The organism is Actinoplanes lobatus (assembly GCF_014205215.1).
GTDB lineage: Bacteria > Actinomycetota > Actinomycetes > Mycobacteriales > Micromonosporaceae > Actinoplanes > Actinoplanes lobatus.
In genome coordinates this window covers 7,279,591-7,305,333 of sequence record NZ_JACHNC010000001.1, presented here as the reverse complement: position 1 = coordinate 7,305,333, position 25,743 = coordinate 7,279,591, and the positions used below count along the sequence as shown (strand labels likewise).

The 25,743-nt window shown below is 68.7% G+C and carries 18 protein-coding genes and 2 CRISPR repeat arrays; of the genes, 6 read left to right on the top strand and 12 right to left on the bottom strand.

Annotation, left to right across the window (positions count from 1 at the left end; all coding sequences use genetic code 11):
* Positions 1-6: 6 nt before the first annotated feature.
* Positions 7-225 (top strand): DUF397 domain-containing protein, encoded by a 219-nt coding sequence (locus BJ964_RS33305; RefSeq protein WP_188124361.1) that lies wholly within the window; start codon positions 7-9, stop codon positions 223-225.
* A gap of 903 nt (positions 226-1,128) precedes the next feature.
* Positions 1,129-2,805: direct repeats of the CRISPR family, unit length 28 nt; unit sequence GGATCACCCCCGCATGCGCGGGGAGCAG.
* Positions 2,806-2,873: 68 nt separating this feature from the next.
* Here BJ964_RS33305 and cas2e read toward each other — a convergent pair.
* The 9 genes from cas2e to BJ964_RS33260 all read right to left on the bottom strand — a co-directional run bounded on the left by cas2e (position 2,874) and on the right by BJ964_RS33260 (position 14,047).
* A complete protein-coding gene (gene cas2e, locus BJ964_RS33300) occupies positions 2,874-3,230 on the bottom strand; it encodes a type I-E CRISPR-associated endoribonuclease Cas2e (RefSeq protein WP_188124360.1) in 357 nt (118 codons plus the stop codon).
* Positions 3,230-4,183 carry a type I-E CRISPR-associated endonuclease Cas1e gene (gene cas1e / locus BJ964_RS33295; RefSeq protein WP_188124359.1) on the bottom strand — a complete coding sequence of 318 codons (954 nt, stop codon included), beginning with the start codon at positions 4,181-4,183 and terminating at the stop codon, positions 3,230-3,232. The genes cas2e and cas1e overlap by 1 nt, the downstream gene beginning before the upstream one ends.
* Positions 4,180-4,863, bottom strand: coding sequence for a type I-E CRISPR-associated protein Cas6/Cse3/CasE (cas6e, locus tag BJ964_RS33290; RefSeq protein WP_188124358.1), 684 nt, complete (start codon positions 4,861-4,863; stop codon positions 4,180-4,182). The genes cas1e and cas6e overlap by 4 nt, the downstream gene beginning before the upstream one ends.
* A gap of 2 nt (positions 4,864-4,865) precedes the next feature.
* Positions 4,866-5,567, bottom strand: a complete 702-nt coding sequence (gene cas5e, locus BJ964_RS33285; RefSeq protein ID WP_188124357.1) for a type I-E CRISPR-associated protein Cas5/CasD — start codon at positions 5,565-5,567, stop codon at positions 4,866-4,868.
* Positions 5,564-6,688 carry a type I-E CRISPR-associated protein Cas7/Cse4/CasC gene (cas7e, locus tag BJ964_RS33280; RefSeq protein WP_188124356.1) on the bottom strand — a complete coding sequence of 375 codons (1,125 nt, stop codon included), beginning with the start codon at positions 6,686-6,688 and terminating at the stop codon, positions 5,564-5,566. The genes cas5e and cas7e overlap by 4 nt, the downstream gene beginning before the upstream one ends.
* Positions 6,685-7,332 carry a type I-E CRISPR-associated protein Cse2/CasB gene (gene casB, locus BJ964_RS33275; protein WP_188124355.1) on the bottom strand — a complete coding sequence of 216 codons (648 nt, stop codon included), beginning with the start codon at positions 7,330-7,332 and terminating at the stop codon, positions 6,685-6,687. The genes cas7e and casB overlap by 4 nt, the downstream gene beginning before the upstream one ends.
* Complete coding sequence (casA, locus tag BJ964_RS33270) at positions 7,329-8,957, bottom strand: type I-E CRISPR-associated protein Cse1/CasA (protein ID WP_229807387.1); 1,629 nt, start codon at positions 8,955-8,957, stop codon at positions 7,329-7,331. Before casA ends, casB begins: the two co-directional genes overlap by 4 nt.
* A gap of 176 nt (positions 8,958-9,133) precedes the next feature.
* Positions 9,134-11,965: a CRISPR-associated helicase Cas3' gene (cas3, locus tag BJ964_RS33265; RefSeq protein WP_188124353.1), complete on the bottom strand. Its 2,832-nt coding sequence runs from the start codon at positions 11,963-11,965 to the stop codon at positions 9,134-9,136.
* 9 nt (positions 11,966-11,974) lie between these two features.
* Entirely contained in the window at positions 11,975-14,047 is a 2,073-nt protein-coding gene (locus tag BJ964_RS33260; RefSeq protein ID WP_188124352.1) for a UvrD-helicase domain-containing protein, read from the bottom strand.
* Positions 14,048-14,294: 247 nt separating this feature from the next.
* On the opposite strand from BJ964_RS33260, the gene BJ964_RS33255 reads away from it, so the two are divergent.
* Entirely contained in the window at positions 14,295-15,512 is a 1,218-nt protein-coding gene (locus BJ964_RS33255) for a serine/threonine-protein kinase (protein ID WP_188124351.1), read from the top strand.
* On the opposite strand, the gene BJ964_RS33250 is transcribed toward BJ964_RS33255, so the two are convergent.
* Complete coding sequence (locus BJ964_RS33250) at positions 15,482-16,141, bottom strand: hypothetical protein (protein WP_229807388.1); 660 nt, start codon at positions 16,139-16,141, stop codon at positions 15,482-15,484. The two genes, BJ964_RS33255 and BJ964_RS33250, sit on opposite strands and share 31 nt — an antisense overlap.
* Before the next feature lie 367 nt (positions 16,142-16,508).
* Between BJ964_RS33250 and BJ964_RS33245 the strand changes: the two genes are divergently transcribed.
* A complete protein-coding gene (locus BJ964_RS33245; protein ID WP_188124350.1) occupies positions 16,509-18,593 on the top strand; it encodes an N-6 DNA methylase in 2,085 nt (694 codons plus the stop codon).
* Positions 18,594-18,828: 235 nt separating this feature from the next.
* Positions 18,829-20,126: a CRISPR direct-repeat array (repeat unit 28 nt; unit sequence CTGCTCCCCGCGCACGCGGGGGTGATCC).
* 339 nt (positions 20,127-20,465) lie between these two features.
* Here the strand turns inward: BJ964_RS33245 and BJ964_RS33240 are convergent.
* On the bottom strand, positions 20,466-21,923 hold the full coding sequence (locus BJ964_RS33240; RefSeq protein ID WP_188124349.1) for an ISL3 family transposase: 1,458 nt from the start codon (positions 21,921-21,923) through the stop codon (positions 20,466-20,468).
* Positions 21,924-22,402: 479 nt separating this feature from the next.
* Positions 22,403-22,822, bottom strand: coding sequence for a helix-turn-helix transcriptional regulator (locus tag BJ964_RS49270; protein ID WP_307838052.1), 420 nt, complete (start codon positions 22,820-22,822; stop codon positions 22,403-22,405).
* An 814-nt stretch (positions 22,823-23,636) separates the two neighbouring features.
* Between BJ964_RS49270 and BJ964_RS33225 the strand changes: the two genes are divergently transcribed.
* The 3 genes from BJ964_RS33225 to BJ964_RS33215 all read left to right on the top strand — a co-directional run bounded on the left by BJ964_RS33225 (position 23,637) and on the right by BJ964_RS33215 (position 25,743).
* On the top strand, positions 23,637-23,870 hold the full coding sequence (locus BJ964_RS33225; protein WP_229807389.1) for a pilin: 234 nt from the start codon (positions 23,637-23,639) through the stop codon (positions 23,868-23,870).
* 3 nt (positions 23,871-23,873) lie between these two features.
* Positions 23,874-24,776: a hypothetical protein gene (locus BJ964_RS33220; RefSeq protein WP_188124347.1), complete on the top strand. Its 903-nt coding sequence runs from the start codon at positions 23,874-23,876 to the stop codon at positions 24,774-24,776.
* A gap of 97 nt (positions 24,777-24,873) precedes the next feature.
* The gene (locus BJ964_RS33215; RefSeq protein ID WP_229807390.1) at positions 24,874-25,743 is read left to right on the top strand and encodes a PrgI family protein; all 870 of its coding nucleotides are present in this window, start codon (positions 24,874-24,876) and stop codon (positions 25,741-25,743) included.

Genomic DNA, 25,743 nt, shown 5'->3' with positions numbered 1-25,743 from the left:
CCACCGATGGACAAGTACCAGGTCAACCTGGCCGACGCGCGATGGCGGAAGTCCAGCAAGTCCGCCAACAACGGCGGGTGCGTCGAGTTTGCTCAGGTCGACGGCTACGTGGCCATCCGCGACTCACGGAACCCGGACCGGGAACCACTGATCTTCGACGCCAACGAGTGGGACTGCTTCCTCGACGGCGTCACCAAGGGCGAGTTCCCCGTGCCGGGAATCTGATCCTCGCCACTCCCCCCACCACGCCGGATCAGCGCTGGTCAGACATCGAACGGCGCACGGGCCCGCGAGCGGTGGAGCGGTCGTCAGCGGTGACAGGCAGAGCTGACACTCCCGATTCAGACGTTCCGGGAGGCCGCCCAGTCGACCGCGCTGGTGGCACGCGCCCGCCGCACGGTCGCCAGGCGTGACCCGCGGGGCTGGACAGGGTGGTTCACGGCCTTCGGCGTACCCTCACCTCGATCGAACCCGGCGATGGGAGATGGCCGGAGGCGAGCCTGGTCAGCGGGGTCCTGGCCGTCCGCCGCCGGATCACCGAGGACGCGGCCGACCCCGGGAAGGTCATCGCTCTCACGGTTGCGCAGGTCCGAGGATCTCGGACATCGCCCCGGCCGGCTATCCGATACTAATGCGGCCCCCGGCCGCGCTTAAGCAGCGGCAACTGACCACCGGTGTCCGGTGTAACCCGGCGATCAGCTGAAGGTGGCCTGTGGGGGCGACGGGGTGCTGCGGCTGCTGGGTGAGCAGGAGACGATGGTTTCGTGTCGAGGTCGAACGCCGGAGAGCAGGCCCCACCACGGGTGAGCGTGCCGGCCGTCCAAGATCATCCCCGTGTGCGCGGGGAACAGGACCCGGATGTAGATGTCGGCGCGCATGTGGCCGGATCACCCCTGCATGTGAAAGGAGCAGGTGACCTCGTTCGCCGTGACCCACTGACCGGTGGGTTCACCCCCGCATGCGCGGGGAGCAGCGGTGGTTCCTCGCTGAACACGCGTTCTTGCCGGGATCACCCCCGCATGCGCGGGGAGCAGGTCGCACAGTATCCGAACGGTGTAGGCGGTCAGGGATCACCCCCGGCATGCGCGGGGAGCAGGCTCGCCGATGCCGAGGTCGTCAAGGCCGGCGCGGGATCACCCCGCATGCGCGGGGAGCAGTGGACTCGGCGCCCGCAGACACCACCCCGCCCAGGATCACCCCCGCATGCGCGGGGAGCAGGGTTGGCCCACCACCACGATCAGGCCCGGCGCGGGATCACCCCCGCATGCGCGGGGAGCAGGGTTTCCTGATGCGGCTGCACACCCGCGCGGAACGGATCACCCCCGCATGCGCGGGGAGCAGGCTAAGTCCGACGACCCGCAGGCCTCCATGGCCGGATCACCCCCGCATGCGCGGGGAGCAGGGCCTGACCCACATCGTCTTCCGGTACGTCGACGGATCACCCCCGCATGCGCGGGGAGCAGGAGTAGTGCACGGTATTGGCGTACCGTTTGGCGGGATCACCCCCGCATGCGCGGGGAGCAGGGGGCCACTTTCTGTCCGGATAGGTCAGACACCGGATCACCCCCGCATGCGCGGGGAGCAGTGACCCGTGAGCACTGACAACACGCCCCCTGGAGGATCACCCCCGCATGCGCGGGGAGCAGGACCAGTTCGTGCCGAACCCGAACGCGGGCACCGGATCACCCCCGCATGCGCGGGGAGCAGATGAACTTCGGCTTCGACGCGCTCTTGCCGAAGGGATCACCCCCGCATGCGCGGGGAGCAGGCCGGATCGTTCGGCCACCGGTGCCCACTCGAAGGATCACCCCCGCATGCGCGGGGAGCAGGCGTTCGACCAGCCCGCCACCTTCGGTGTGGACGGATCACCCCCGCATGCGCGGGGAGCAGCGGCCAGCGGAGACGTCGGCGCCGCCGTAGGAGGGATCACCCCCGCATGCGCGGGGAGCAGTGGCGTTCCGGACGGGTCGGGTCTGCATTCTGAGGATCACCCCCGCATGCGCGGGGAGCAGTTACGGTGGCGATCCTGCGACACGCCGGGAGAGGGATCACCCCCGCATGCGCGGGGAGCAGGTAGTCCGTTGGCGCGCCGTCCCCCGGTGTAGCGGATCACCCCCGCATGCGCGGGGAGCAGAGCGGGCCGCGCAGGTCGGCCAGGATCATCGCCGGATCACCCCCGCATGCGCGGGGAGCAGCCGCCTTCGCCGCCGGGGATGGCCGGGATCTGGGGATCACCCCCGCATGCGCGGGGAGCAGGGCTATGACTTCTTGCCCGAACTGATCCGCGTCGGATCACCCCCGCATGCGCGGGGAGCAGATCTCGTGCAACCGGCCTCGATCACGCAGCTCCGGATCACCCCCGCATGCGCGGGGAGCAGAGAGGGGGTGAGACGAATTGATTGTGAGAACCGGGATCACCCCCGCATGCGCGGGGAGCAGGTCCCTTCACTGGCAGAAGTCATGCGCTCCACCGGATCACCCCCGCATGCGCGGGGAGCAGGCCCACCGCATCGCGAGGCCGACGTTGCGCCAGGGATCACCCCCGCATGCGCGGGGAGCAGTCGTAGGACGGGCCCACGATCGTCACGTAGCGGGGATCACCCCCGCATGCGCGGGGAGCAGGTTCGGCCATTCGTACAGTCAGATCAACGACACGGATCACCCCCGCATGCGCGGGGAGCAGGTCAGCGGCGATCGCCACCGTCATCCACGTCGGGGATCACCCCCGCATGCGCGGGGAGCAGCGTTCCGGGTTGTCGACGACCGCGGACAGGTGGGGATCACCCCCGCATGCGCGGGGAGCAGACTAATTGACCTGCAGCGTTAAAGATCAGGATCCTGGATTTTGTTCACTTGCTCTCGCTGGGTACAGCCTACGCTGGACGGCCGGGGCGCCCGAACCGGCGGCGTTTGGCGGCCTTGCTCCAGCCGGTCGGAGCTGCCGGATTGAACGGTGCGTTTCCGGGACGGCGGATCAGTGTCACGCCGTCCAGGTCGACCGGTTCCCAGTGGTGGTCGTGTACCTCGAAGGAGAGCTTCTGCTCGCCGCGCTTCTGGTAGACCAGTAGCGCTCGTCCGGGCCCGGCCATGTCGACAACCCGCGCCCAGAGGCGGTTGCGGACTCGTGTGCTGATGTGGCCGACGTACACGCCGGCGGAGATCTCCAGCAGCCATTGGGTGAGGTGCCCTCGCAGCCCTGGTGGGCAGGCGGTGAGAATGATGACGGTCATCAGAAGTCCACGTCGCCGACGTCGGCATAATTGCGGCCGGCCGTGACCTCGAAACCGCCCTCGTCCCACAGCCGGACGGAATCGTCGTCCTCCTCGATCTCGCCGCCGTGTTCGGGCCGAAGCAGCAGCATGCGAATGTCTCGCACGCACCGTTCCAGTAGGGCTCCGTCGTGTACGCGATCGCGTACTCGACGGCGGGTGTCGGCGCTGATGTCGGTCGAGCCTTCGGCGATCAGGTCGAAGGCGGCCGGAATGGTGATCTCCGCTTTGTAGAGGTCGGCGATGTCGTATACGAAGGCTCGTTCGTGGCCGGTGTGGACGAATCCGAGGCCGGGTGACGCTCCGACGGCCACGATGACCGCGTGCACGATCCCGTACAGGCAGGCGTGGGCAGCGGACAGCGCCTGGTTGATCGGATCGCCGGCGGTGAAGTCGGCCTTGTCGTATGCGCGTTGGTTCCAGGGCACACCGGTTCGCTGGGAGTGTTCGCGGTAGATCCGCCGGACGCGGGCGCCTTCTTTGCCGCGTAGTTGTTGCATCGACAGGTGGGTCGTGTTCTCGCCCGGGAAGCGCATCGCGTACATGGTTCGGGCCACCGCCAGCCGCCGGTTTCGGTGGCTGACGGCGGCGGCTTGGGCGATCAGTAGCCGGCTGGAGGAGGCGAGGGAGCGTCCGTGGGCGTAGTAGCGCACGCCGCGCTCGCCGACCCAGACGGCGGTGGCGCCGTGGTCGGCGAGCAGGGCGATTGCTTGGTGGGTGATGCTGGTGCCGGGTCCGAGCAGGAGGACTCCGATAGATGCGGCCGGGATGTGTACGACGCCGCGGTCGTCGGTAGCGGTGATCGCGTTGCTGTCGCGGTGGATGACGCTGCGTTCGAGGTAGAGGAAGCTGATGCGGTCCTCGGCTCGGCTGAGGTCGGCGATGTCGGCGGGTGGCACCCCGGAGGAACTCATCTTCCGGTCGCTGCCCCGTCGGCTGGGGCGAGGGTGAGCAGGCCGCAGCCGTAGGCCTTGGCGTGACCGATACCGCTGGTCAGGGCGGTGCGGAAGGCTTGGCCGTCGGTGACGTCCAGAACGCCGTCGTACGTGACCGTGGTCAGCGTGACCGGTTGTGTCCCGCGTTTGAAGCTCTGGGTCTGCCGTTGATGCAGGCGCAGGTTGGGCCGGCCGTCCTGTTGCGTCGCCACGGTGAATCCGCATCGGGCGGCACGCTGGAGCAGCCATTGTTCCTGCTCTTCGGCTCGGAGGTAGCCGAATCGCTGGGTCTCCTTGGTGTCCGGGGTTTTGCGGCCGCTGTGGACCGGGTTGGCGGTGAGCCGGAAGGCCCAGCGCTGGCCGGGTCGCAGCGTCGCGAGCAGCGGATCGTAGGCGCGGGTGTCCCAGGTGGCGGTGGTCGGCCAGCCGGCCTGTTCGACGAGGTGGGTGAGATCGGGGCGACCGGGGCTGATCAGGTAGAGGTGGACGGTGGCGGGGGCGGGGGTGTCGAGTCGCCAGAGGGTGCGGCTATCAGGCCGTTGGTAGTCGGCGGGATCGGCGAATCCGGCCCGGACCGCGGCGTGCATGGCCTGCGGAGAGGCGAGCAGTTTGCGGGCTCCGCGGCGGGCCGGGTTGATCGGGAATCGGGTGAGGAACATGCTCATCCTCCGAGCAGGCTCAACGGGTCGTGGTCGGTTACGCCGGCCCGTTCCGCGAGGTCGTTGGGGACGTCCACGTGGCGGCGCAGCACGGAGCGCCAGGTGTGCTGCCGGTGGGCGGGGTCGAAGCTGACCGGCTCGTCGGGCAGGGTTTCCGCGCTGGGTTCGCCGGGGCGGGCGTCGCGGACGACTTCCAGCCGGACGGTGGGGGCGGCGCGGCGCCGGAAGCGTTCCGATGCCAGCCAGGGCCACGAGTCCAGGGCGTCGTCGAGGGTGATGTCGTGGACGCCGAGGCTGACCGGGCCGGCCGGTGGGCAGGATCGTCGTCCTAGATAGAGCGGGTATCGGGGACGCTTGAGTGCCTCGGCCAGGTCGTGGAGCAGCGCCGGGTCGCCGTGGACTCCGGCGAGGAAGATCGCGTCGGACAGGTAGAAGCGGTAGGTCAGTGGGGCGCTGGCTCGCCCGTCGAGGGACCGGGCGGTCTGGAAGTCCCGCAGGATCTGGCCCGGCTGGTCGAGGCGGACGCCGAATTTCAGGCCGAGGAGCTCGGTGAGCGGCTCGGTACGGCGGATTCCTTTGGCGGCCGCGAGCATGCCGATGACACCGCTTTTCGTGGGTGCGATGTCGGTGCCGCGGCGAGCGAAGCGGCTGGACGAGCCCCATGACTGGAGCGGGCCGGCGAGTCTGAGAACCAGGACGGTCATGCGGGCTGTCCGAGAGCCAGGCCTACCTGTTCCGCGACCTCGTTGACCAGTTCGCCGAGGGTGGTGGACTTGCCGAGGTCGGCCAGCGCTGCGGTCTGGTCGCCGACGCGGGTGACCCAGCTCGCCACCGGCTGTTCGCCGTAGGCGTTCTCGACCGCGACCGTGTGGTCGGCGAGGGCGTCCGCGGCCAGTTTGATCCGTCCGGCCTCGTGGGTTTCGCGGATGGGAGTCTCGAACGCGCCCACCAGGTTGATCGGCTGCGTGTCGCGGAGCCGTACGACGAGCGCGTCAGGCAGGGTCCGGTGGGCGAAGGTGTTCTGTTTGCCGGTGGGCATGCTGCGGGCGAAGGCCGTGAGGAACGCCTTGACCGCGGCCACTGCGGCCGGCGCGGAGCCGAGCGTTTCGTGTAGGGCGTTCACGTCGACGGTGGCGTACCGGTAGAGGGTGGACGAGTTGAACTCGATGGTGCCGATCATGCCGGCGCCGGTCTCGGCCATGTCGTGTTTGCGGTCGTCGACGGCGGTAAAGTAGTCGAACTCGTTGTCGACGGCGTGCACGCTGATGGCGTGGGCGACCTGGCAGGCGGCGTCGACGTTGATGTCGGTCATGTCGGCGACCATCCGGCCGAACATGGCGATGTCCACCGAGTGGTCGCTGTTCGCCAGCGCCTTGAGCCGGTTCTTGTCCAGTGGGGTGCCGGTGTTGACGGCGTCGAGTGCGGCAGCGGCTAGGTTGTCCAGTTGCTGGTGGCTGAGAAAGAGCAGATAGCCGGATTCGACGTACTTCACCTCGGTCTTCTTCTTGTCGGCCTTGGCGAGGCCTACCGTGACGAATACCTCGGCAGCCATGGTCGCGGCGGTCTCGTCGGACAGGTTCGGGTCGAGGGCCTGAATGCGGACCGCCAGGGATTCGCCGACCCGTTTGGTGCGCTCGCCGAGTTCGGTGGGGTCGAGCAGGTCCTTGAAGGCCAGCCGGATGGCCCGCTTCCATGCCTGGCTGGACACCCGGGCCCGGCGGACACCGCCGTAGACGGCGGTCTTCGGTGAGCCGGTGTCGTCGCGGTTGAGGTTGCTCGGCGGGACGGTGTGCAGGGCGTAGACGTCGATGATGGCGCGGTTCATGCTGGCGTCTCCTCGGAGTTGTCGGTGGGTTGCGGCCGGCTGCGGAAGAATTCGCGTCCCCAGATGGCCTGCACCCGCTGCCGGCCGCCGGGGCGGCGCAGGGTGTGCAGGTCGTCGGCGAGCAGGCCGTAGTCGAGGGGGATCTGGTGGCCGCGCAGCATGGTGATCAGGCCGCGCAGGTGGTGGATGCTCTCGTGGTAGCTGCTAGCGGTGCCGAGTGCGGCGAAGCGGCGGCGGATGCCGTCCGGTCCGGCTGAGGCGTGGGCGAGTTCGGCCACGGCCCGGCCGAGTCCGCGGCCGTCGATGTGCATCCGTTCGCGGCGTGACTGCTGGTGCAGGGCGTACAGGCTGACCGCGTCGTGGACGGCGTGGTCCTGGTCGGTGGCCGGGTCGATCTGCCGGGTGTTGAGCAGTTCGTCCGGGACGGAGAGGTAGTCCTCGAGGGTGTAGTCGAAGCCGGGTTCGTGGCCGATGACGCGGCGTAGCCGGGCGAGGGCGCTGATGGCCTGTGGTTGTGGAGGGTCGCGCAGCAGCCGGGCCTGGAGGCTGCCGACGGTGCGTGCGACGTGGTCGCCGAGCGCGGTGCGCCGTCTCGGTCTCGCGGTGCGCACCGGTGTGTCGGCCGGGGCGTCTGTCGTCGTCACGCTCGTACCTCCTGGTGGTCGGTGTCGGTGGTGAGGGTCAGCGCTTTGGCAAGGTCCCGGCGGAACCATGTTTCGGCCTGGAAGCTGGAGTAGTGGATGTCTCGTCCGTTGCGGTCGGTTCTGGTGCGGCCGACCCAGGCGGCCGGGCTGGCCGCGTCGACCAGCTCATCGCCGACCTCCTTAACGGCGCGACGCACTCGGTGCTGCCATGCAGTGCGCTCGGTCGCCGGTTCGCTGTCGGGTCCGAGGTGGGCGAGCCAATCACGAAAAGCCCGATCGAGTACGGCGTACGCGCGCTCGGCCGCGCGGTCGGCGTCGCCGCTGTCGTCGGAGCCGCCGGCGGCCCGGATCAGGTTCGTGGCGAGTCGCCGTAGTGCTTGGACGGCCGCCTCGGCGTCGGCGGTGGCGTCGACGGCTGTGGTCCGTAGTGGGGAGTCTTCGAGCAGCAGGAGGACGTTCATGGTCAGCGTGTCGGAGAAGACCTCGTCGATGACCGCCTGTTGGGTGCCGTAGGTGACGCTGACCGCGCGGGGCCGGGCCTGGAAGTCCTGGCCGATCACAGCGTCGCGGGTCAGCCGGGCTAGCCACTGCAGGACCAGCGGCGACCAGCGTTGCGGTGCTTCGCCGGTGGACGGCGCCGGCGGGGGTAGCAGGGTTTGCAGCCCTCGCCACAGGGTGCGGGTGTGGTCGTGCGGGCGGGGCAGGTAGATCGGGGCCAGCTTCTGTTCGCGTTCCCGGGGTGCGCTGCGGCTCCAGACGCTCATCGGTTCCAGCAGGTGGTGGTTCTGCCAGTCGAGCCGGTCACCGATGGCGATCATCGCGCCGGTGACGCCGTCGGCATCACCGAACAGCCTGATCCGGCGGGACTGCCAGGTGTAGAGGCTGAGCAGGCCGTACGGGCCGCGTGTCTCGTCGGGTTCCTCGGCGGCGGTCTGCGGTTCGCGTTCCCATACCGGCAGATCTCGGTCGTCGGCCCGCTGCCGGTTTCCACCGAAGGGCAGCAGGTTGAGCAGCAGCGTCTCTCGCAGCGTATTGCCGTCCAGGTAGACGCCGCCGAGGTTGCCGAGCGTGCCGACGCCGATCGAGTAGCCCTTGCCCTTCTTGACCCGGATGTCACCGACTGCCCCGGTCTTGATGCCGCCCGGGTCGTACGCCTGGCAGTGCACCAGCCACCGGGCAGCCTCGGCAGGAGAGATCGATTCCATACCCGGGCCGGCCCGGGTGGTCAGGAACGGCATGCCGTTGGGCACATCGGCGATGAGCCGCTCGAGGCCGTACGTGTTGTCTTTCTCGGCTCTCAGGTCGGCTACCTGATAGAAGGGGTGTCGCGGGTGGAACAGGTCGAACCGGTCGCGGAACGTGTCGAGGTAGTCGGTCAGGTCGTCCAGCGGCAGTCGCCGGTCTCGCCAGAGGGCTTGCCAGGCAGCTTCATTGGGTGGGCCGTTCGTAACGCGGTGCAGGATCGCCAGGGCCAGCCGCAGGATCGCAAACGTCTGCGTGGGCAACTCGCAGGCGATCATGCGGATCTCAGCGGACTGCTCGAACAGCCCGCGCACGGAAACCTCACGCCGCCTACAAGCCCCATCCAGGACCGGAATCCAGGTTTCATCCGCCAGAGTGAACACTCGAGAGTTACTCACAGTTGCCAAACCCGCCACCCCAACATAACGTGACCGCCATAAGTTAAAACCCTGTATGCAAAGCCCATTGATGAAAACCTTTCGTCAGCCGATTCCCTCCAATGAGGGGTGATCCTTTAAATCCCTGCATGCAGGTAGGTTCCCCGCGTCAGGCGGGGGTTTTAATCACGGCGCGAAACCCGGAGGCCCTCATGAAATTCGTAATGGAGATCGAAGGAACCGACCCGCGCGAGACCGTTAATCTCAATATCAAGTACCAGCTCCCCGGCCAGCCAAGGACTGTCTTGCCAGGCGGCGACATCGACTCGACGCTCCAGCTCAGCGATGGTGTCGTCGATGACGTCGGTGGCCGTCATCGAGCGGGGCAAGGGCAGGGTGCAACGGGCGATCTGCCGGGCAAGCCGCCAATGGGGCATGCTGTTGACGGGTACGGCTACCCCGCCCCCGCCGATCCACGGTGGAATGACCAGACCGGTCTCGGTTCGGACCAGTAGCAGGACCTCCAGGGTTTCGCCGTCGGTGTCGCGGACGTGTCCGCGAGCTGTCTTGTCGTCGGCGTCACCAATGCCGCCGGAGAGCCAGCCGATCAGCGGTTCCCCGCGCTCGGCGACCCCGGCGAGGCGGAAGCCGTCGGCTTTCAGTTCCTTGGCGACGAAGGCGTCGCGCTGTTTCTGCTCGGCCTCGGACAGCGCCGGCTGCCAGGCTTGCGGTCCCACCTCGGTGTCGCCGTAGGCGGCCTGGGTGAGTACGGCGATGTCGGCCGGAAGTCGCAGTGGCACACCGTCCAGGTGTGGCAGGAGCACGGCGGCGCTGCGCAGCAGCATGGCGGGCTGGTAGACCCGGCGTGAGCCGGCGACCGGTTGGGGTGGTTCGGTGGTCCAGTCGGCTCCGGTGATCCAGCAGGTCGGCTCGGCGACGGCGGCCGGACGGTCGTCGCGGGGGTGCCGGTGCAGGCGGCCGATGCGCTGCAGTACGAGGTCGACGGGGGCGAGGTCGGTGACGAGCAGGTCGAAGTCGATGTCCAGGGACTGCTCGGCGACCTGGCTGGCGACCACGATGTGCCGGCGCGGTCGTTCGGCGGTTCCCGGTGGCCCGAAGGTCGCGGCGAGCCAGCGGTCCTTGGTGGCCCGGTCCACCGCCATGAACCGGGAGTGCGCCACCGACACGGGCAGGTCCGGGCCGAGTGCCGTACGCAGGTACTCGGCTGTCTGCTGGACGCGGGCGACGGTGTTGCGGATGACCAGCGCGCAGCCGCCGTCGCGCAGCCGATCGCGGAGCAGGTTGATCAGGGCGGTCGGGTCGTCGTCGAGACGGCGGATCCGTACCTTGATGCCTCGCCCGGAGTCGGCGCAGCTGGTCGTTATGGCTCCGCGGCCGTCGGCTGAGGTGGTGATCAGGGGATATCGCATTTCGGTGCGCACCGCGGCGTACGGATCGATTCTGGTTTTGCCTCGGTCTCGCCAGGTGAGCGGGGGTGGTGGGCCGAGCCGTCCGTTGTCGTAGGCCGCCAGCAGTTCGGCGCGGCGGTGCGCGGGCAGGGTGGCGGAGAGCACGACGACCGGTACGCCGTAGGCGGCGAGCCATTCCAGCGCCCGGTCGAGGAAGCGCCCCATGTAGACGTCGTAGGCGTGGGCCTCGTCGATGACGACGACCTTTCCGGCGAGGCCGAGGTGGCGCAGCACCAGGTGTTTGCCGCGCAGCGCGGCGAACAGCAGTTGGTCGACGGTGCCGACGACGAAGCTGGAGAGCAGGCTGCGTTTCGATCCGGCCAGCCAGCTGTTGACGCCGATGCTGGTGCCGCCGTCGTCTTCGGCGATGGCACTGGCCAGGGAGGTGTGGCGCAGTTGGTCGTATTCGGGGTTGAGTGCGGCCTTGCCGTGGGCGAGTCGTACGTCGCGGTCTCCCCTGCCGACCCGGGTGTCGGGTAGCCGGCGCAGCCAGGACAGCATGCGGCTGAACATGGCGTCGCTGGTGGCCCGGGTGGGCAGCGCGAGGTAGCAGCCGGAGGCTCCGGTGCGGCGGGCGAGGATCTCCACTGCCGCGAGTGCCGCTTCGGTCTTCCCCTCCCCCATGGCCGCTTCGACGATGATCATTCCTGGTGTCGGCATGCTGGTGGCGACCTCGGTGACGGTCTGCTGCACCGGGCGTGGCGTCGCGCCGGAGGGCAGGGCGAACCGGGTGGAGAACAGGTTTGCCGCGTCGGCCGGCGGCTGGGCGGGAAGCCACGGTACGGGTAGGTCGACTTCTTCCCATCCGGTTTTGAGCCGGTCCTCGTCGGCGGCATCGAGAAGGTACGGGAAGTATTTCTCGTTGCTGGCGATCCAGTCGGCGACGATGACGAGTCCGGTGAGGGCCGCCTGGACCGGTTGTGACAGTCGTGCATCGGCCCAGCCGCTGAGCCGGTCTCCCGCGCCGGCTCGGTCGGTCATCCAGGTCAGCAGTTCGTGCTGTACCTGCTGCCATGCCTGGTCACCGAGCAGGTACCGGCGGCACAGAATGCCCTTGAGCACCTCGTCGGTTGGCGGTACGCCGTGGTGGCCGCCGACGACCACGGCGTACGCGTGCGGATCGGTCCAATCGCGTTCGCGCAGCCATTCGGCGAGTACGAGGTGACCGGCGGCGTCATGGCGGGCCTGCCGACGTTGGTCGCAGACTTGCTGATGATCGAAGTCGAGTCCACGGTCGCGCATCCGCTGTACCAGGTTGGCGGTCTGGCCGCGGAAGGATGCCTGGACGGCGAAGGCGGGTGTCGCTTTGCCGATGTCGTGCACGCCGGCGAGCCAGACGGCGAGGGTCCGGCCGTCGGTGTCGCCGCCGGGCAGTTCGTCCGCGATGCGGTGGCGGACCGCGGGGCTCAGCCAGTGGTCCCACAGGCGGCCGGCCACGTCGGCGGCATCGGCGAGGTGCCGCCACAGGGGAAGCCAGCCGACCACGGAGAGACCCGTGCGGTCGGTCTTGCCCCACACCGTGCGGGCCGCGTCACTCAGTCCCATGGCGGTTCCTCATGTCAGTGCCGGGAGAAGTTCGCTGGGCTGGCCGCTGTGCGACAGGTAGAGCACGTCGCGGGCCCTGGTGAGGGCGACGAACAGCAGGCAGCGTTCGCGTTGGAGGTCCTGCCGGTGGGCGTGTGGATCGTCGGCCGCGGGGGTCACCGCGTTGGCGGCGGGCAGCACTCCGAGGTCCAGGCCGACCACGGCGAGGCAGCGGAATTCCAGCCCTTTCATGCCGTGCATGGTGGCGACCCGTACGCCGTCGGCGCCCTGTTTGTCGTCGGCGACCGGAATGTAGGCGCCGGCCAGGGTGGTGGTGATGGCCTTGACGAGTTTTCCGGTGCGGGCGGCCACGCCGATCGCGTGTGGTTCGACGCCCTGGTCCAGCCAGGTGCCGACCCGTTCGATCAGGGCTTCGAACTCGTCGTCGCGGGTGGGGTGGGTGGTGAGCTGTGGTGTGCCGCCGCGGGTGACCGATCGGTAGCCGACCAGGGTGTCGGGGGTGTCGTCCAGGCCGAACACGGTGCCGGTGTTGAGGACCTTCACCGACAGGTCCAGGATTTCGTGGGTGGTGCGGTAGTTGACGGTCAGGCGTCGGGTCCGGCCGCGTACCGGGATGCCGAGCCGGGTCAGCGAGACCTGGCTGTCGTAGATGCGCTGGTAGGGGTCGGCGAGCAGGAACAGGTCGTTGTCCGCGGCGGGGACGAGCGCGCGTAGCAGCCGCCACTGTGCCGGGTGCAGGTCCTGGCCTTCGTCCACGATGACGTGCCGGTAAGGGCTCGGTGTGCGCGCGGTGATGGCCGCCGCCTCGTCGGCGAGCTGGGTGTGGGTGCGCAGGCGCCGCTTGGCCAGTTTGGTGACCACCCCGTCGATCGCGGTCCAGACCTGGTCGCGCTGGGCAGCGCGGAGCCCGGCGCCCCGGCCCTTGCGGGGGCTGTCGCGGTAGGTGTCGGCGGTGGTCAGTTGCTGGGCCAGGATCACCTGTTCCCACTCGTGTTTGAGGAAGGCGGCGCTGAACGCAGGGCTGGCTGCGGCGGCTTCCTCCCAGAGCGGGTCCATGATCGTGTCGGTGGCGACGGTGACCTTTGTGCCGTCTCGGGTGACGATCTGGTGGGCGAGTTTGTCCACACCGATCACGTCGATCCGGCGCAGGACCGCGGGGTCATCGGTGAGCAGGCGCAGTTGCTTGCCGAGTGCGTCGGCGAGGGAGCGGGTGTAGGTGGTCAGCAGTACTTTCGGTCCGTCGTCGGGCAGCCGCCGGGCGAGGAAGACCGCTCGGTGCAGGCCGGTGACGGTCTTGCCGGTGCCGGCGCTGCCGGTGATCAGGGCCGGTCCGGAGTAGGTCTCCCGGTAGGCCACGTCCCGTTGGGTGGGGTGCAGGAAGGTGCGCCACACGTCGAACGGGTGGGCGAGGATGGCGGCCAGCTCCATGGGGCCGGAGACGAAGGCGATCCGCTCGGGGGTGCGCTGGGCGGCGGTGAACAGGTCGTCCGGGTCGACGTCGCCGACGATGCGGTCAGCCATCTCCTCCCAGACCTCTTGCTTGGACATTCCGCTGGCCAGACCGCTCAGAACGTCGAACTGGGCCGGTGGAAGCAGGCCGGCCAGGCTGTCCAACTGTTTGTCGGTGCTGATCAGTCGCAGCAGCGGCATCAGGTCCTTGTCCACGCCCAGGCTGTGGAGATCCGCGGCGGAGACCCGGTCGAACAGGCTCGTGGCCGACGGTGGCGGGGTGGCATGGGTGAGTTCCTCGATGCCCGCCTGGTCGCGGACCTCGAGGACGCCGAGCACCTGGTTGACGGTGAACAGCCGGCTTGTGGCGAAAGCGTTCGCGTCATCGTGGGGCAGCACGTTGAGCAGTGCGTAGCGCTGGCCTCCGAGGGCGAGTACCACCCCGCGGTAGAACCGGTCGATGCGGATGGTCCGGATGTTCGGGTCCCGTGCGGCGGTGAGCTTCTCGAGGTGGAGGCCGGCGTGGGTGTGCTCGGCGAATTTGTCGATGGTGGCAAGCACGGCATGCTGTACCGGCCGCTGCAGCTTGGCAAAGGCGGGCAGAAACCCTCGGTCGATGGCCAGGTCGGCCATACACCCCTCCCTGATCGGTAGGCGCCGTCGGCCGGCACGCCGTCCAAGGCGTGTCCTATGTGGCCCGCGACCGACCCTTGCACAGCGAACACGGAGAATCAAGTTGTGAACTATGTTTTCAAGCCTTCGTGCAAGCGACAACGACGAATGGGTGGACAGGGCTGGTTGCTAGGGTGAGCCCGTGGTAGCGGGCGAGCGCCTCAAGGACCGATACGCAGTCGACCACCTTCCCCTGTCGCATCAGGGGATGGGCGAGGTCTGGCCGGCACGGGACACCGTGCTCGACCGTCAGGTGATCGTCAAGTTGACCGCTTCGTCCGTGATGGACGCCGCGCTGGCGAAAAGATTCCGGCGCGAAGCGCGGCTGACCGCACGCCTGGCACACCCGGGGGTTCCGGCTGTGTACGACTTCGGCCAGCACAAAGGCCGCTTCTACATGGTCATGCAGCGGATCGAGGGGATTGACCTGGCCGATCTGATCGCGGAACACGACCCTCTGCCGGTCAGCTGGGTGGCCGCGATCGGCGCACAGATCAGCAGCGTGCTGATCGCGGCCCGGCAGATCAGATTGGTTCACCGCGACATCAAGCCCAGCAACGCCATGCTGGAGCGCAGCGGCGCGGTGAAGGTCCTCGACTTCGGCCTCGCCGCGATCCACGGCGACGACCGCTACTCCCGAATCACCCAGAGCGGCGACAGTCTCGGTACCGTCGGCTACATGGCTCCCGAGCAGATCGAGGGCAGCCCCACGGATCACCGCACCGATCTCTACGGACTCGGCGCCACCCTCTTCGACCTGCTCACCGGTCGCCCGCCCTTCGACGGTCCCACCCCCACGGCCACGGTGTGGCATCAGCTGCAGACGTCCCCACCGCGACCGGCGGCGCTGCGCCCGGAAGTCCCGGCCGTCATCGACGACCTGGTGCACGCCTTGATGGCCCGGCACCCGCAGGACCGTCCGCCCAGCGCAGCCGCCGTGTATGAGGTACTGGCCCCGCTCGCCCGGAATCTGCCACCGATTCCGGGCGTGGTCAGCGACCAGCCGGACGCGATCCGGGCGTACGCCGCGATGGTCGGCCAGGTGCCCTTACCCGCCCATCACGAGACCCGAGATTCCACAACGGCCGAGTACGACGACCCTGATCTCGCGACGAGGCAGGCCGAAGCCCGAGCCCAGCAGTTGGCCACCACCGGGAATCCCCGAGCCGCCGCCCGGCAGTGGCGAGAGCTCGCCGACCGCCGCGCGTCCCAGTTCGGTGAACAGGACGCCGCGGTCGCTGATTACCGCCTTCGCGCCATCCGCCTGCACGCCGAAATCGGCGAACACAGCCGCGCGTTGCGCCAGTTGCACAGCCTGCTGCAGGACCGCATCGCCGTCGACGGCGCCGGGCACCCGACGGTGCAGGCCATCCAGGACGAGATCGCGAAACTCACTCAGGGCGGGCTCGACCGGTCGGAACGCTGAGCCGACCGGTCGAGCCGCACCGCACGGGGATCGCTGAAGGCACGCGGCAACAGCGCCGCCTTCTGCTCGGCGAACCGCTGGCCTCGATAGTGGAAGATCATCGCGCAGTTCTGGCCCCGCGTCTCCGTGGCGAGTGCCCGGCCGGCCAGCGGCGAGTACATGCTCCTGTGTTTCAGCCAGGCTGCTTCCTCGCCGTGACCGTCGAACCCCCGGCCGATGGACGCATGACCGAAGGCGTCGTGCACCGCCCGGAACATGTCGTTCTCGGCATTGCTGAGCACCGGGTGCGGGTTGTCGGTGGCCGCGGTGGCGAAGACCTTGAGTTCACGGTGGACCAGGTCGTCGATCATGGCAGCGGCATCGGCGTACGGGTCGGTGTCCATGATCCGCACGGTTACGCCGAGCCCGCCGAACTCCGCACGGCCCACGAGATACGCGTATTGCCGGATTGTCTCCCGCCGGAACGCCGCGTATGCGGCGCCGGCCCGCGGATCTCGCACCGGCGCGGCCATGTAGGCCGCCGCGATCGCGGCTCCCACCGCCGGATCGAGGCGCGCCCGGGTGTAGCCATCGGGCGCGATCGGGTCAAGGCAGCCCCACCGGCGCGCACCGTCGACGAGGTACGGCACCGGTGTGAACAGCTGCGTCCGTGCGGGTGCTGACGCGGATGAAACCAATCGTGTTCATGGTCCTCCTCAGGTAGTCGGTTCTCGATCGATTGTCAGTCGGCCCGTAGTGCCGGGCGCCCGGCCGAGTCTTCGCGGCCGTCCGAGGATCCGGCGGCCCTCTGCTCAGCGCGGAGCGTCACCCCCAGCCGCCGGATCTCAGAGACCCGGCGATTGTGGTGAATCTTGGCGAACTTCCCGATGGTCGTGCTGTGTCCGCGCCTGCCGCCCATGACCGTCCTCCCACTACAGATCGATGTGAACAGTTCCGCGGCGCGAGAGTATCAGTGAACTGTGTTCACACACTAGTGGCTTATGCTAGCGTTCACCCGTGAGTCCATCGGAAGGTCAGCCGAACAGCGGCCCCACCCTGAGTGCGAGCGGCATCGCGCGGCTGGCAAACGTCGGCAGACCGGCGGTGAGCAACTGGCGCCGTCGGTACGCTGACTTCCCGCCGCCCGTGGCCGGCACCCCGGGCAGCCCTCTGTTCGACGCGCATGCCGTCGAGCAATGGCTGCGCGGGCAGGGCAAGCTGCATCAGGCCAGTCTCGGACAGCTGGCCTGGCGAAACATCGAGAACTACCAACCAGCAGCCCAGCTCGAAGACGCCCTCATCGCCGCCGGCGCATACCTCCTGGTGAACGGAGATCAGCCGGAAGACCTGCTGACCCCGAAGCAGCTACTCGCCCGGCTCCGCACACTCGACTCCAGCCTGGCCGAGCTCATCAGCCCGGTACTGCCACAGCGATGGACTCCGCAGCTCGTCACCGTGCTCGACACCGTCGCCCAACTCAGCCGGGAACAAGAACCCGAAATCGCCTTCGAATACCTGCACGACGAGTACGTCAACTCCGCCCAATCGCTGTCCGGCCTGGCCAACACCCCCGACATCGTCGCCGGGCTGATGCTGGCACTCACCGGCGCTGGAACGGTCGTCTTCGATTTCACGAGCGGCACCGGCTCGATCCTGCGCCTGGCCGCCGACCGCGCCGTGCAAGACGGCGTTCCCAGCCGCTGCTACGGCCAAGAGATCAAACCGCAATACGCCCTGATCGCCCTGCTACGCCTGTGGTTCGTACACCAGCGAGCACTGAAATCCGGCAGACCGGCGGCACCACCGAACCTGCACATCGGCGACAGCATGCTCGCCGATGCCTTCCCCGACCTCAAAGCCGACGTCGTCGTGGCGAACTTCCCGTTCGGCATCCACGACTGGGGCCACGACCAGCTCGCCTACGATCCACGATGGGTCCACGGACTCCCCCCACGCACCGAGCCGGAACTCGCCTGGGTACAACACGCACTGGCGCACCTGCGCATCGGCGGCACGGCGGCCGTACTCATGCCCCCCGCCGCCGCACTCCGGCCCGCCGGCAGACGGATCCGCGCCGAACTCGTCCGCTCCGGCACCCTGCGCGCGGTCATCGCCCTGCCACCCGGGCTGATGCCACCCGCCGGCATCAGCCTGCACATCTGGGTGCTCACCCAACCGGACCCACAGCTTGAACTCAACGATCGCCTGCTGTTCGTCGACACCACCGCCACAGCGGCGAACAGTCCACTGACAGAGCCCATTCTCCAGGCGTGGAACGACTACCTTTCCGGCCATGACAGCAGTGAATCGAACATCCATCGCGTCACTCCCGCAATACAACTCCTCGACGGACACGTCGACCTGACCCCGTGGCGATACCTGCCGCAGGCGCACCAAACGCCCGCGGAACCCACCCGAACCCTCGAAAAACTCAAACGACTCGAGGACCTCCTACAGCAGACCAGAGCCTGCCTGCCCGCCGTTCAAGCAACAAAATCAACCACCACGGTACGGGCGCCGCACGCCAGCCTGGCCGACCTGATCCGGTCCGGCACCGTCGTCATTCAGCAACGTGCCGGTTCACGAGACCGGACAGCTACACCGCCATCGGGCAACACCGTGCTGACCGCCGACGACGTCCTCACCAACAGACCCGCCAGCGGCAGCTTCCCGAACGACGAAGCAGCACCCCGGATCCGTGCCGGCGACATCCTCGTCCCGATCAGGGGCAACGAAGTCATCGCCCGGGTAGCCACCCCCGAACAGATCGACGCCCAACTCGGCCCCGGCCTACAGCTCGTACGCGTCGACGTCACACAATTCGACCCCTGGTTCGTAGCCGGCGCACTATCGCACACCGAAAACGCCCGCGTCGCCGGTCGAGCATCCAGCGCCGGCAGCATCATGCGCCGCATCGACGTCAAACGCCTAGCCATCCCCGTCCTACCCCTCGGCCAGCAGCGAGCCTACGGCCAAGCCTTCCAGCACCTAGCCGAATTCCAGGCAAGACTCCGCGAGGCCGCCACAACCGGCGAAACACTGGCCCGAGAAATCAACGACGGCCTCTTGAAAGGGTCCCTCACAACCGGTGCGGATTCCTGAACAAGCGGATGATGGCCAGCGGCCAAGAAGGAGACATTGGGATGGCCGCAACTGGCGGACCCCCTTCGGCACCCAGCAGTGCAGCAGGCCGCCAACGAACCTCGTAGGGTTGTCATGACGGTGCTGCTATCGACCGTACGGTCGGCCGACAGGGCAGGCCAACGTAGACTATGGCTGGCCCACCTAAGTGAACAAAAATCGAGTTCTTGATCTCCAAGACCGCAGGTCAGTTAGTCTGCTCCCCGCGCACGCGGGGGTGATCCCGGGTAAGCGCCAACCCCGCGCCCTTCGCGGAGCTGCTCCCCGCGCACGCGGGGGTGATCCTGCTCGAGCAGGTCGACAAGGCCGCCAAGCGGTCTGCTCCCCGCGCACGCGGGGGTGATCCGTCAACCCGAACGGGCAGTGGGGGTTCGTCGAGCTGCTCCCCGCGCACGCGGGGGTGATCCTACGACTCGGACGGCAACGAGGTCTACCCGGACCTGCTCCCCGCGCACGCGGGGGTGATCCCCGGTCACTCGGCGTCTTCACGGCGCAGGAGATCTGCTCCCCGCGCACGCGGGGGTGATCCGCCGAAACCAACATCGACTACCTGCCCCGCTGCCTGCTCCCCGCGCACGCGGGGGTGATCCCGATGCCGTGTCGCACAAGACCCCCACCTGCGCCTGCTCCCCGCGCACGCGGGGGTGATCCCGGCAAGGTCACCCCGCAGCTGCTGGCCAAGTTCTGCTCCCCGCGCACGCGGGGGTGATCCCATCGCTCCGCGGTTCGTCCTGGACTGGCAGGACTGCTCCCCGCGCACGCGGGGGTGATCCTCTCTTCCAGGTCGGGGGTCGGAGGGGTCGTTCCTGCTCCCCGCGCACGCGGGGGTGATCCCGTCTTGGCGGCGGCGAGGCTGGTGGTCTCCGCCTGCCCCCCGCGCACGCGGGGGTGATCCGGCGTGGATCTGGTGCACCGACACCAGCACGGGCTGCTCCCCGCGCACGCGGGGGTGATCCGAGGGCTGCTGTCGCATCGTCGTGTGCCTTACCTGCTCCCCGCGCACGCGGGGGTGATCCGGCGTACCAAGACCGCCTGCACATGCTGTGGGACTGCTCCCCGCGCACGCGGGGGTGATCCGGACTGCTCCGGCAGCATCCGCAGCGCCTTCCACTGCTCCCCGCGCACGCGGGGGTGATCCGTGCACACCCTGAGCTGAGCCACTGCTCCCCGCGCACGCGGGGGTGATCCCGGACCAGGGCGTTTCATACAGCGATGGCCGGGCTGCTCCCCGCGCACGCGGGGGTGATCCGGCGTGGGGGCCGCGGATGGACGACGTCATGCGCCGCTCCCCGCACACGCGGGGGTGATCCCTGGACCGGCCTGGCCTGCGGCTGCGAAACCGCCCTGCTCCCCGCGCACGCGGGGGTGATCCCCAGGCGCTGATCAGCCCCGTGGTTTCGGCTGTCTGCTCCCCGCGCACGCGGGGGTGACCCCTGAGCAACTGGCCGCCCAGGTGCGCAGATCAACTGCTCCCCGCGCACGCGGGGGTGATCCCACGACACCACGATTTCACGTGAATACACCACGCTGCTCCCCGCGCACGCGGGGTGATCCGGCCGCGGTCGTACTCCGCGCGGTACGGGAGCGCTGCTCCCCGCGCATGCGGGGGTGATCCGCCGCTCGTACTCGGCGCGCCGGCGCCAGGCCTGCTCCCGCGCACGCGGGGGTGATCCGGTGGCGAACGTCTACCTCGGGATCTGGGGATACTGCTCCCCGCGCACGCGGGGGTGATTCGCTGTAGACGCCGGTGGTGCCGTGCGACGCCGTCTGCTCCTGTCAACGGTCAAGACGAAGTGGATCTGGCACGGCCATGGTGATCGGCGGACGTTGATGTCAGTCGGCGAGGATGATCCGGTGGCGGAGCAGGTCGGTGTTCGCGCGGCCGTACATCTGTCGTTTCAGCATCTTTATCCTGTTCACGGCGCCTTCGACGGGTCCGGAACTCCAGGACGTGGTGAGTCCGGCGGTGACGGCGGTCCGGTCCCGGCGAAGGCCGTTGGCGAAGGAGCGGATCTGCGGGATGGACTCCTGCTCGGCTCGGGTGACCCAGGCTTCCAGGCGGTCGCCGCCGCGAGTGCGTAGCAGGTCGGTGAAGCCGTGGGCGAGGTCGCGGATGGTGCTGAGGTCGGGGCAGAGCTCGCAGAGCCGTTGGAGTTGTTCCTGGTCTTCGCTGGTGAGTTTGCTGGTCGGGCGCATGATCCGGCCGGTGATTTCGCGGGCTTTGGGAATTGGCGGGGGTGGTGCGACGGCGGCGTTGCTGCCTCGGACGCTGATCAGACAGCGGCGCAGGGTGCGTTCGCTGCCGGTGTAGCCCTGGGTGCGGATCTCGGCGAGGAGCTGGTTGGTGCCGGTGAGCCCGTCGGTGCAGCGTTGCAGCAGGTAGGGCTTGTAGGTGTCGATGATGTTGTCGCGGCTGGTGCCGCGGTCGCTGATCAGCTGTTCGGGGTCGGTGGCCTCGGCGTACCAGCGAACCGTCTTGGGATCGAGGCCGAGCCGGGACGCGGTGGCGTAGATGCCGTGGCCTTGCCCGATCAGGGTGTGGATCTCGGCGTGGCGGATGCGGGTCCGTCGGGCGATCGGGGTGTCGCCGGGCCCGGGCGTCGTGACGATCGGTGTGGCGGGTTCCGGCTCGCTGAGCGAGGGCTGCAGGCAACGGCGGTGCCCGGCGACGGCCTGGTAGACGGCGTCGGAAAGGTTGTGCATGAGGTGCCAGCGGTCGGCGACCTGCAGGGCGGTGGGGGCACCGGTCGCTGCGGCGTCGGCGAAGGCGCCGGCCCGGTCGCGGCAGATGACCTCGATGCCAGGGTGTTCGCTGAGCCAGGCGGCAAGGGTGCCGGCCGTGCGGTCGTCGAGGACGTCGACGACCTGGTGGGTGGTCATGTCGACGAGGACGGTGCCGTAGCGGTGACCGCGACGCAGGGCGAAGTCGTCAACGCCCACGGCGGTGAGGGCCGGAATCGCTGGTAGAGGCAGGGCGCGGATGGCTCGGAGTAAAGTCATCCGGCCGGCGCCGAGGCCGAGCCGGGCGGCCAGGCGGGCGCCGGCCCGGCCGCCCAAGGCCAGCGCGACGCGTTCGAGCAGCCCTCGCGCGACGGTGATGATCTTCGCGCCGCGGGTGGTGACTCCGTCGACCTGTTCGACGAAGACCTTCCGTTCGCAGCCGGCCGTGGTGCAGAAGAAGCGCCGGACTCGCAGGTGGAGCACGGTCTCCCGGCCGGCGATGGCGGCGTCGAGCAGCCGACGCTCATAGCGGCTGTGAACCCGCCGTGACGGGGCGCGCAGACCGGGCACACCGCGATTAATCTGCTGGTTCGCGCGAACACCCGCACCGACGCGCCCTTGGTTACCACGTCGGTGATCGACACGTCGGACAGGTGCGGCAGCACCACACGTAGAAGATCCACTCCGAACATCGGAGGGATCTACCATCGACCTGCAACGATCAGCAAGTTCGTGCCAGATCCATTTTCGCGTTTCCGCTAGCAGCTCCCCGCGCACGCGGGGGTGATCCGATCAAGGGTGTACGTAAGGGTGTACTGCACCCCTGCTCCCCGCGCACGCGGGGGTGATCCCTGGAACGGCAACCGGTCGCACGCTCAGCACGTCTGCTCCCCGTGCACGCCGGGGGTGGTCCTGCGGTCCGGTCCGGGTCGCCGAGGCTGGGCGCCTGCTCCCCGCGCACGCGGGGGTGATGCGCGGCGAGCGCGGCGGCCAACTCGGCCGGGTGCGTCGAGTTCGCTCAGATCGGCGGCTACGTGGCCATACACGACTCACGGAACCCGGACCGGAAACCGCTGATCTTCGATGCCAAAGGGTGTGACTGCTTCCTCGACGGCAGCATCAAGGGCGACTCCCGTACCCGAAGTCGGATCGTTTGGACCATCGCCGTCCCTTCTGGCCGGTTGGCACGCTGGGGAGAGATGCGCTTCCCCAGCGGGCTGAACCGTCGTTTCTCGCCTCCCTGAGCGGTGATCTTCATGTTCGCTTTTTTTGCCGGGCTCTGAGGCCTCTCGTTCCGCGCACCACGCTTCGACCTCGGCGGCCAGCCAGATCTTGCCCTGAGAGAGTTCGGCGACCGGGCGCGGGAAATCGGCCCGGTTCGTGAGCTGATACACCCGCTGACGGCTGAGCCAGCCCAGCCGTACCCGGATTTCATGACTGCCGACCAGCTTCAGCTTTCGAGTTCCCATGAACAAGAGAGTAGGCACTGGACAAGATTGCTAGCGACAAGGTCACCCGGATCGGGATCTAGGCACGAGCGTCTGCGATGTCAAGCCCCCGATCAACCACATCCTTGAGGTGGATGCCCCCGAGCACCTGCTGCCCGTTGCCAACAAAACGATGTCACGCAGCCCAGAGCGCATATAGCAAGGCCCCGAAGATCGGCCGGCAATTGCGGTATGGGCAGGAACGGGCATACCGGAGTCGACGGGGACGCCGTCATGGCCTTGGGCGCAAATCGGGGAGCGGTGGCGACGGCTTGCCGGGGCCGAGCCGGGAGCCGTCGTCTATCGAGCCCTCCTCGCATTACGAGGTGGAGAGCGGGTAGCGACGGCGGCTCAGATGTGGGTTCGGCGAGCCAGCAGTGGCCGAATTCGAGTTGGTACCAGCGCGATTGCAGCCATCGCCCTTGCCGCACCCTCGAGGATTTGCTCAGGATCTATCTGACATTAAGGATAAAGCCTATGTCGCGCGGACAGAATCGCTGAGACAGGGCACCGTCGGTGACAGGTCTTGTTAGGTGCTGTCAGGTCGGGGCCGGGTTCGTTCGGGCTGACAGGGGCGGTCTGTGGGGTGCATGCCGTTGATGGTGTGCCCGCTCCGGCGGGGTCGGTCACCGTGGTGGTCGGCTGGGATGTTCGGGTTCGGCGTACTGACCCCCGACCTTCACGTTGATGTAGGGAGGAGCGCCCCCGGCCCGGCCAGGCTGTCCACGATTGTCCCCGTCCGGGGCGGTCTTCGCGGAGTCTCGGAGGCCGTTTCATGGACACGTATCTTCTCGCGGTGAAGTCGATTCCGGAGGTGATCTCCGGTCTGCAGGTGTGGGTCATGGGGATCCTGTCGGCGGTGGCGACGCTGTATCTGGTGATCGGTGGGCTGCGTTACACGGCCGCCGGTGGGGATCCGGCGCAGGTGGAGCAGGCCAAGCAGAATCTGCGGGCCGCGTTGGCCGGCTATGCGCTGGCGGTGCTCGCGCCGGTGATCCTGCAGGTGTTGCAGGGCATTCTCGGTGCCTGAGCCGTGGCCGGGTTGCTGTATGACGGGCTGACCACCTGGCTCGCCGAACGGGTGCAGCAGTTGCTGACCGGTCTGCTGGCGCTGTTGTCGGCGGAGTTGTTCACCACGCCGGACGTGACCGGGTTCCCGCAGGTGCAGCAGTTGGCGGGCCGGTCGGCGACGATCGTGAACGCCGCCTACCTACTGATGATCATCGCGGCGGGGGTGGTCGCGATGGGCCACGGCGGGGTGCAGATCCAGTACGAGGTGAAGGATCTGCTGCCCCGCCTGGTGTTCGGCATGCTGGCCGCGAACGTCGGCGTCGAGGTGTGCCGGCTGCTGATAGACGCCGCCAACGCCATCACCACAGCCCTGACCGGCGAAACCGGTTCAGGGTTGCGGCTGGTCGAGCATGTGCGTGGCCGGATTATCGCGGTCGCGCTGGATCCGGCCGCCCGGTTGATGGTGGCGATCCTCGCCGTCCTGTTCGTCGTCTTGCTCTATCTGCTGCTGGTCGGCTGGTTCGCCCGTGTCGCGCTGCTGATCGTGCTGGCCGGGATCGCCCCGCTCGCACTGGCCTGCCACGGGCTGCCGCACACCCAGCCGGCCGCCGTCCTGTGGTGGCGCTCCCTGCTGGGTTGTCTGGCCGTCCCCGGATTGCAGGCGTTGTTCCTGTCCGCCGGAGTGGAACTGCTGCTCGGCCCGACCGTGCGGGTGCCGGAACTACTCGGTCTCACCGCGGGCCCCGCCGGGTGGGAGGTCGCGAACCTGTTCATCGCGGTCTGCCTGCTGTGGGTGACGGTCCGCATCCCTGGCCTGGTCGGCCGGTATGTCACCGGCAGCCGTCCTCACAACCCCGGCGTGGTCCTCAAGGCGGCCGCGGTGCAGGCCGTCACCCGCGGGCTGCGGCTGCCCGGCTTCCGCTGAGCTCACCGTCTTCGTGCCGCGCCCACGCCAGCAGGGCCTGGCCGTTTTATCGGGACTCTCTCCCACCCACCCATGTTTCTCTAACTGGAGGTTCGTCGTGGATGACGACCTGCCGCGGGTGCAGGTGCCCGCTGACATCGGCACCCCGGACACGATCGCCTGGGGTTTGACGTTTCGGCAGTTGGCGATCCTGGCCGCGGTCAGCGGCGCCGGCTGGCTGGCCTACTCCCGGTTCGGGCCGCTGCTGCCCGCCGCGGCCTGGCTCGCCGCCGCACTACCGGTCACCGCTGTCACTGCGGTGGTCGCATTGGGCCGCCGCGACGGTCTGCCGCTGGACGTGTGGCTGCGCCACGCGTTCACCCTCCACCGCACCCCACGTGTGCAGACACCGGGTGAGACGGGTGCGCGGCTGGCCGACACTACCGGGCCGCTACGCACGCCGGCGCCGCTGCGCAGCCCGGCCACGACCATCACCGGCGACGGCACTCTCACCGTCGATCAGGCGGTACGGGCGGTGATCGGGTGCGGCACGGTGAACATCGGCCTGTGCACCGGTACCGAACAGCAGGCTCTGCTGGCCGGGTTCGGTGCCTGGCTGAACGCGCTCAACGGCCCCGCCCAGATCGTGGTGGCCGCCCACCGGCACGACCTCACCCCGCATGCGACCGCAGTGGCTACCGCCGCCCTCCCGCACGAGCGGCTGCGGCAGGCAGCCGCCGACTACGCCGCCTTCCTCACCGATCTGGACGCCGACCGCGAACCGCTGCGCCGCCAGGTGCTGGCGGTGGTCCCGGCCGGGCCGGCGGCCGACACGACCCTGCGCGCGTTCGGCGGCCTCGGCGTCACCGCCACCCGTCTCGACGGCGGCCAGGTGACGGCCGCGCTCGCAGCCGCCGCCGACCCGTTCGACCCGCCCGTCGCTGGCCCGCGCGCCGTTCCCGGCACACCGATCACCGCAAGGAGCTGA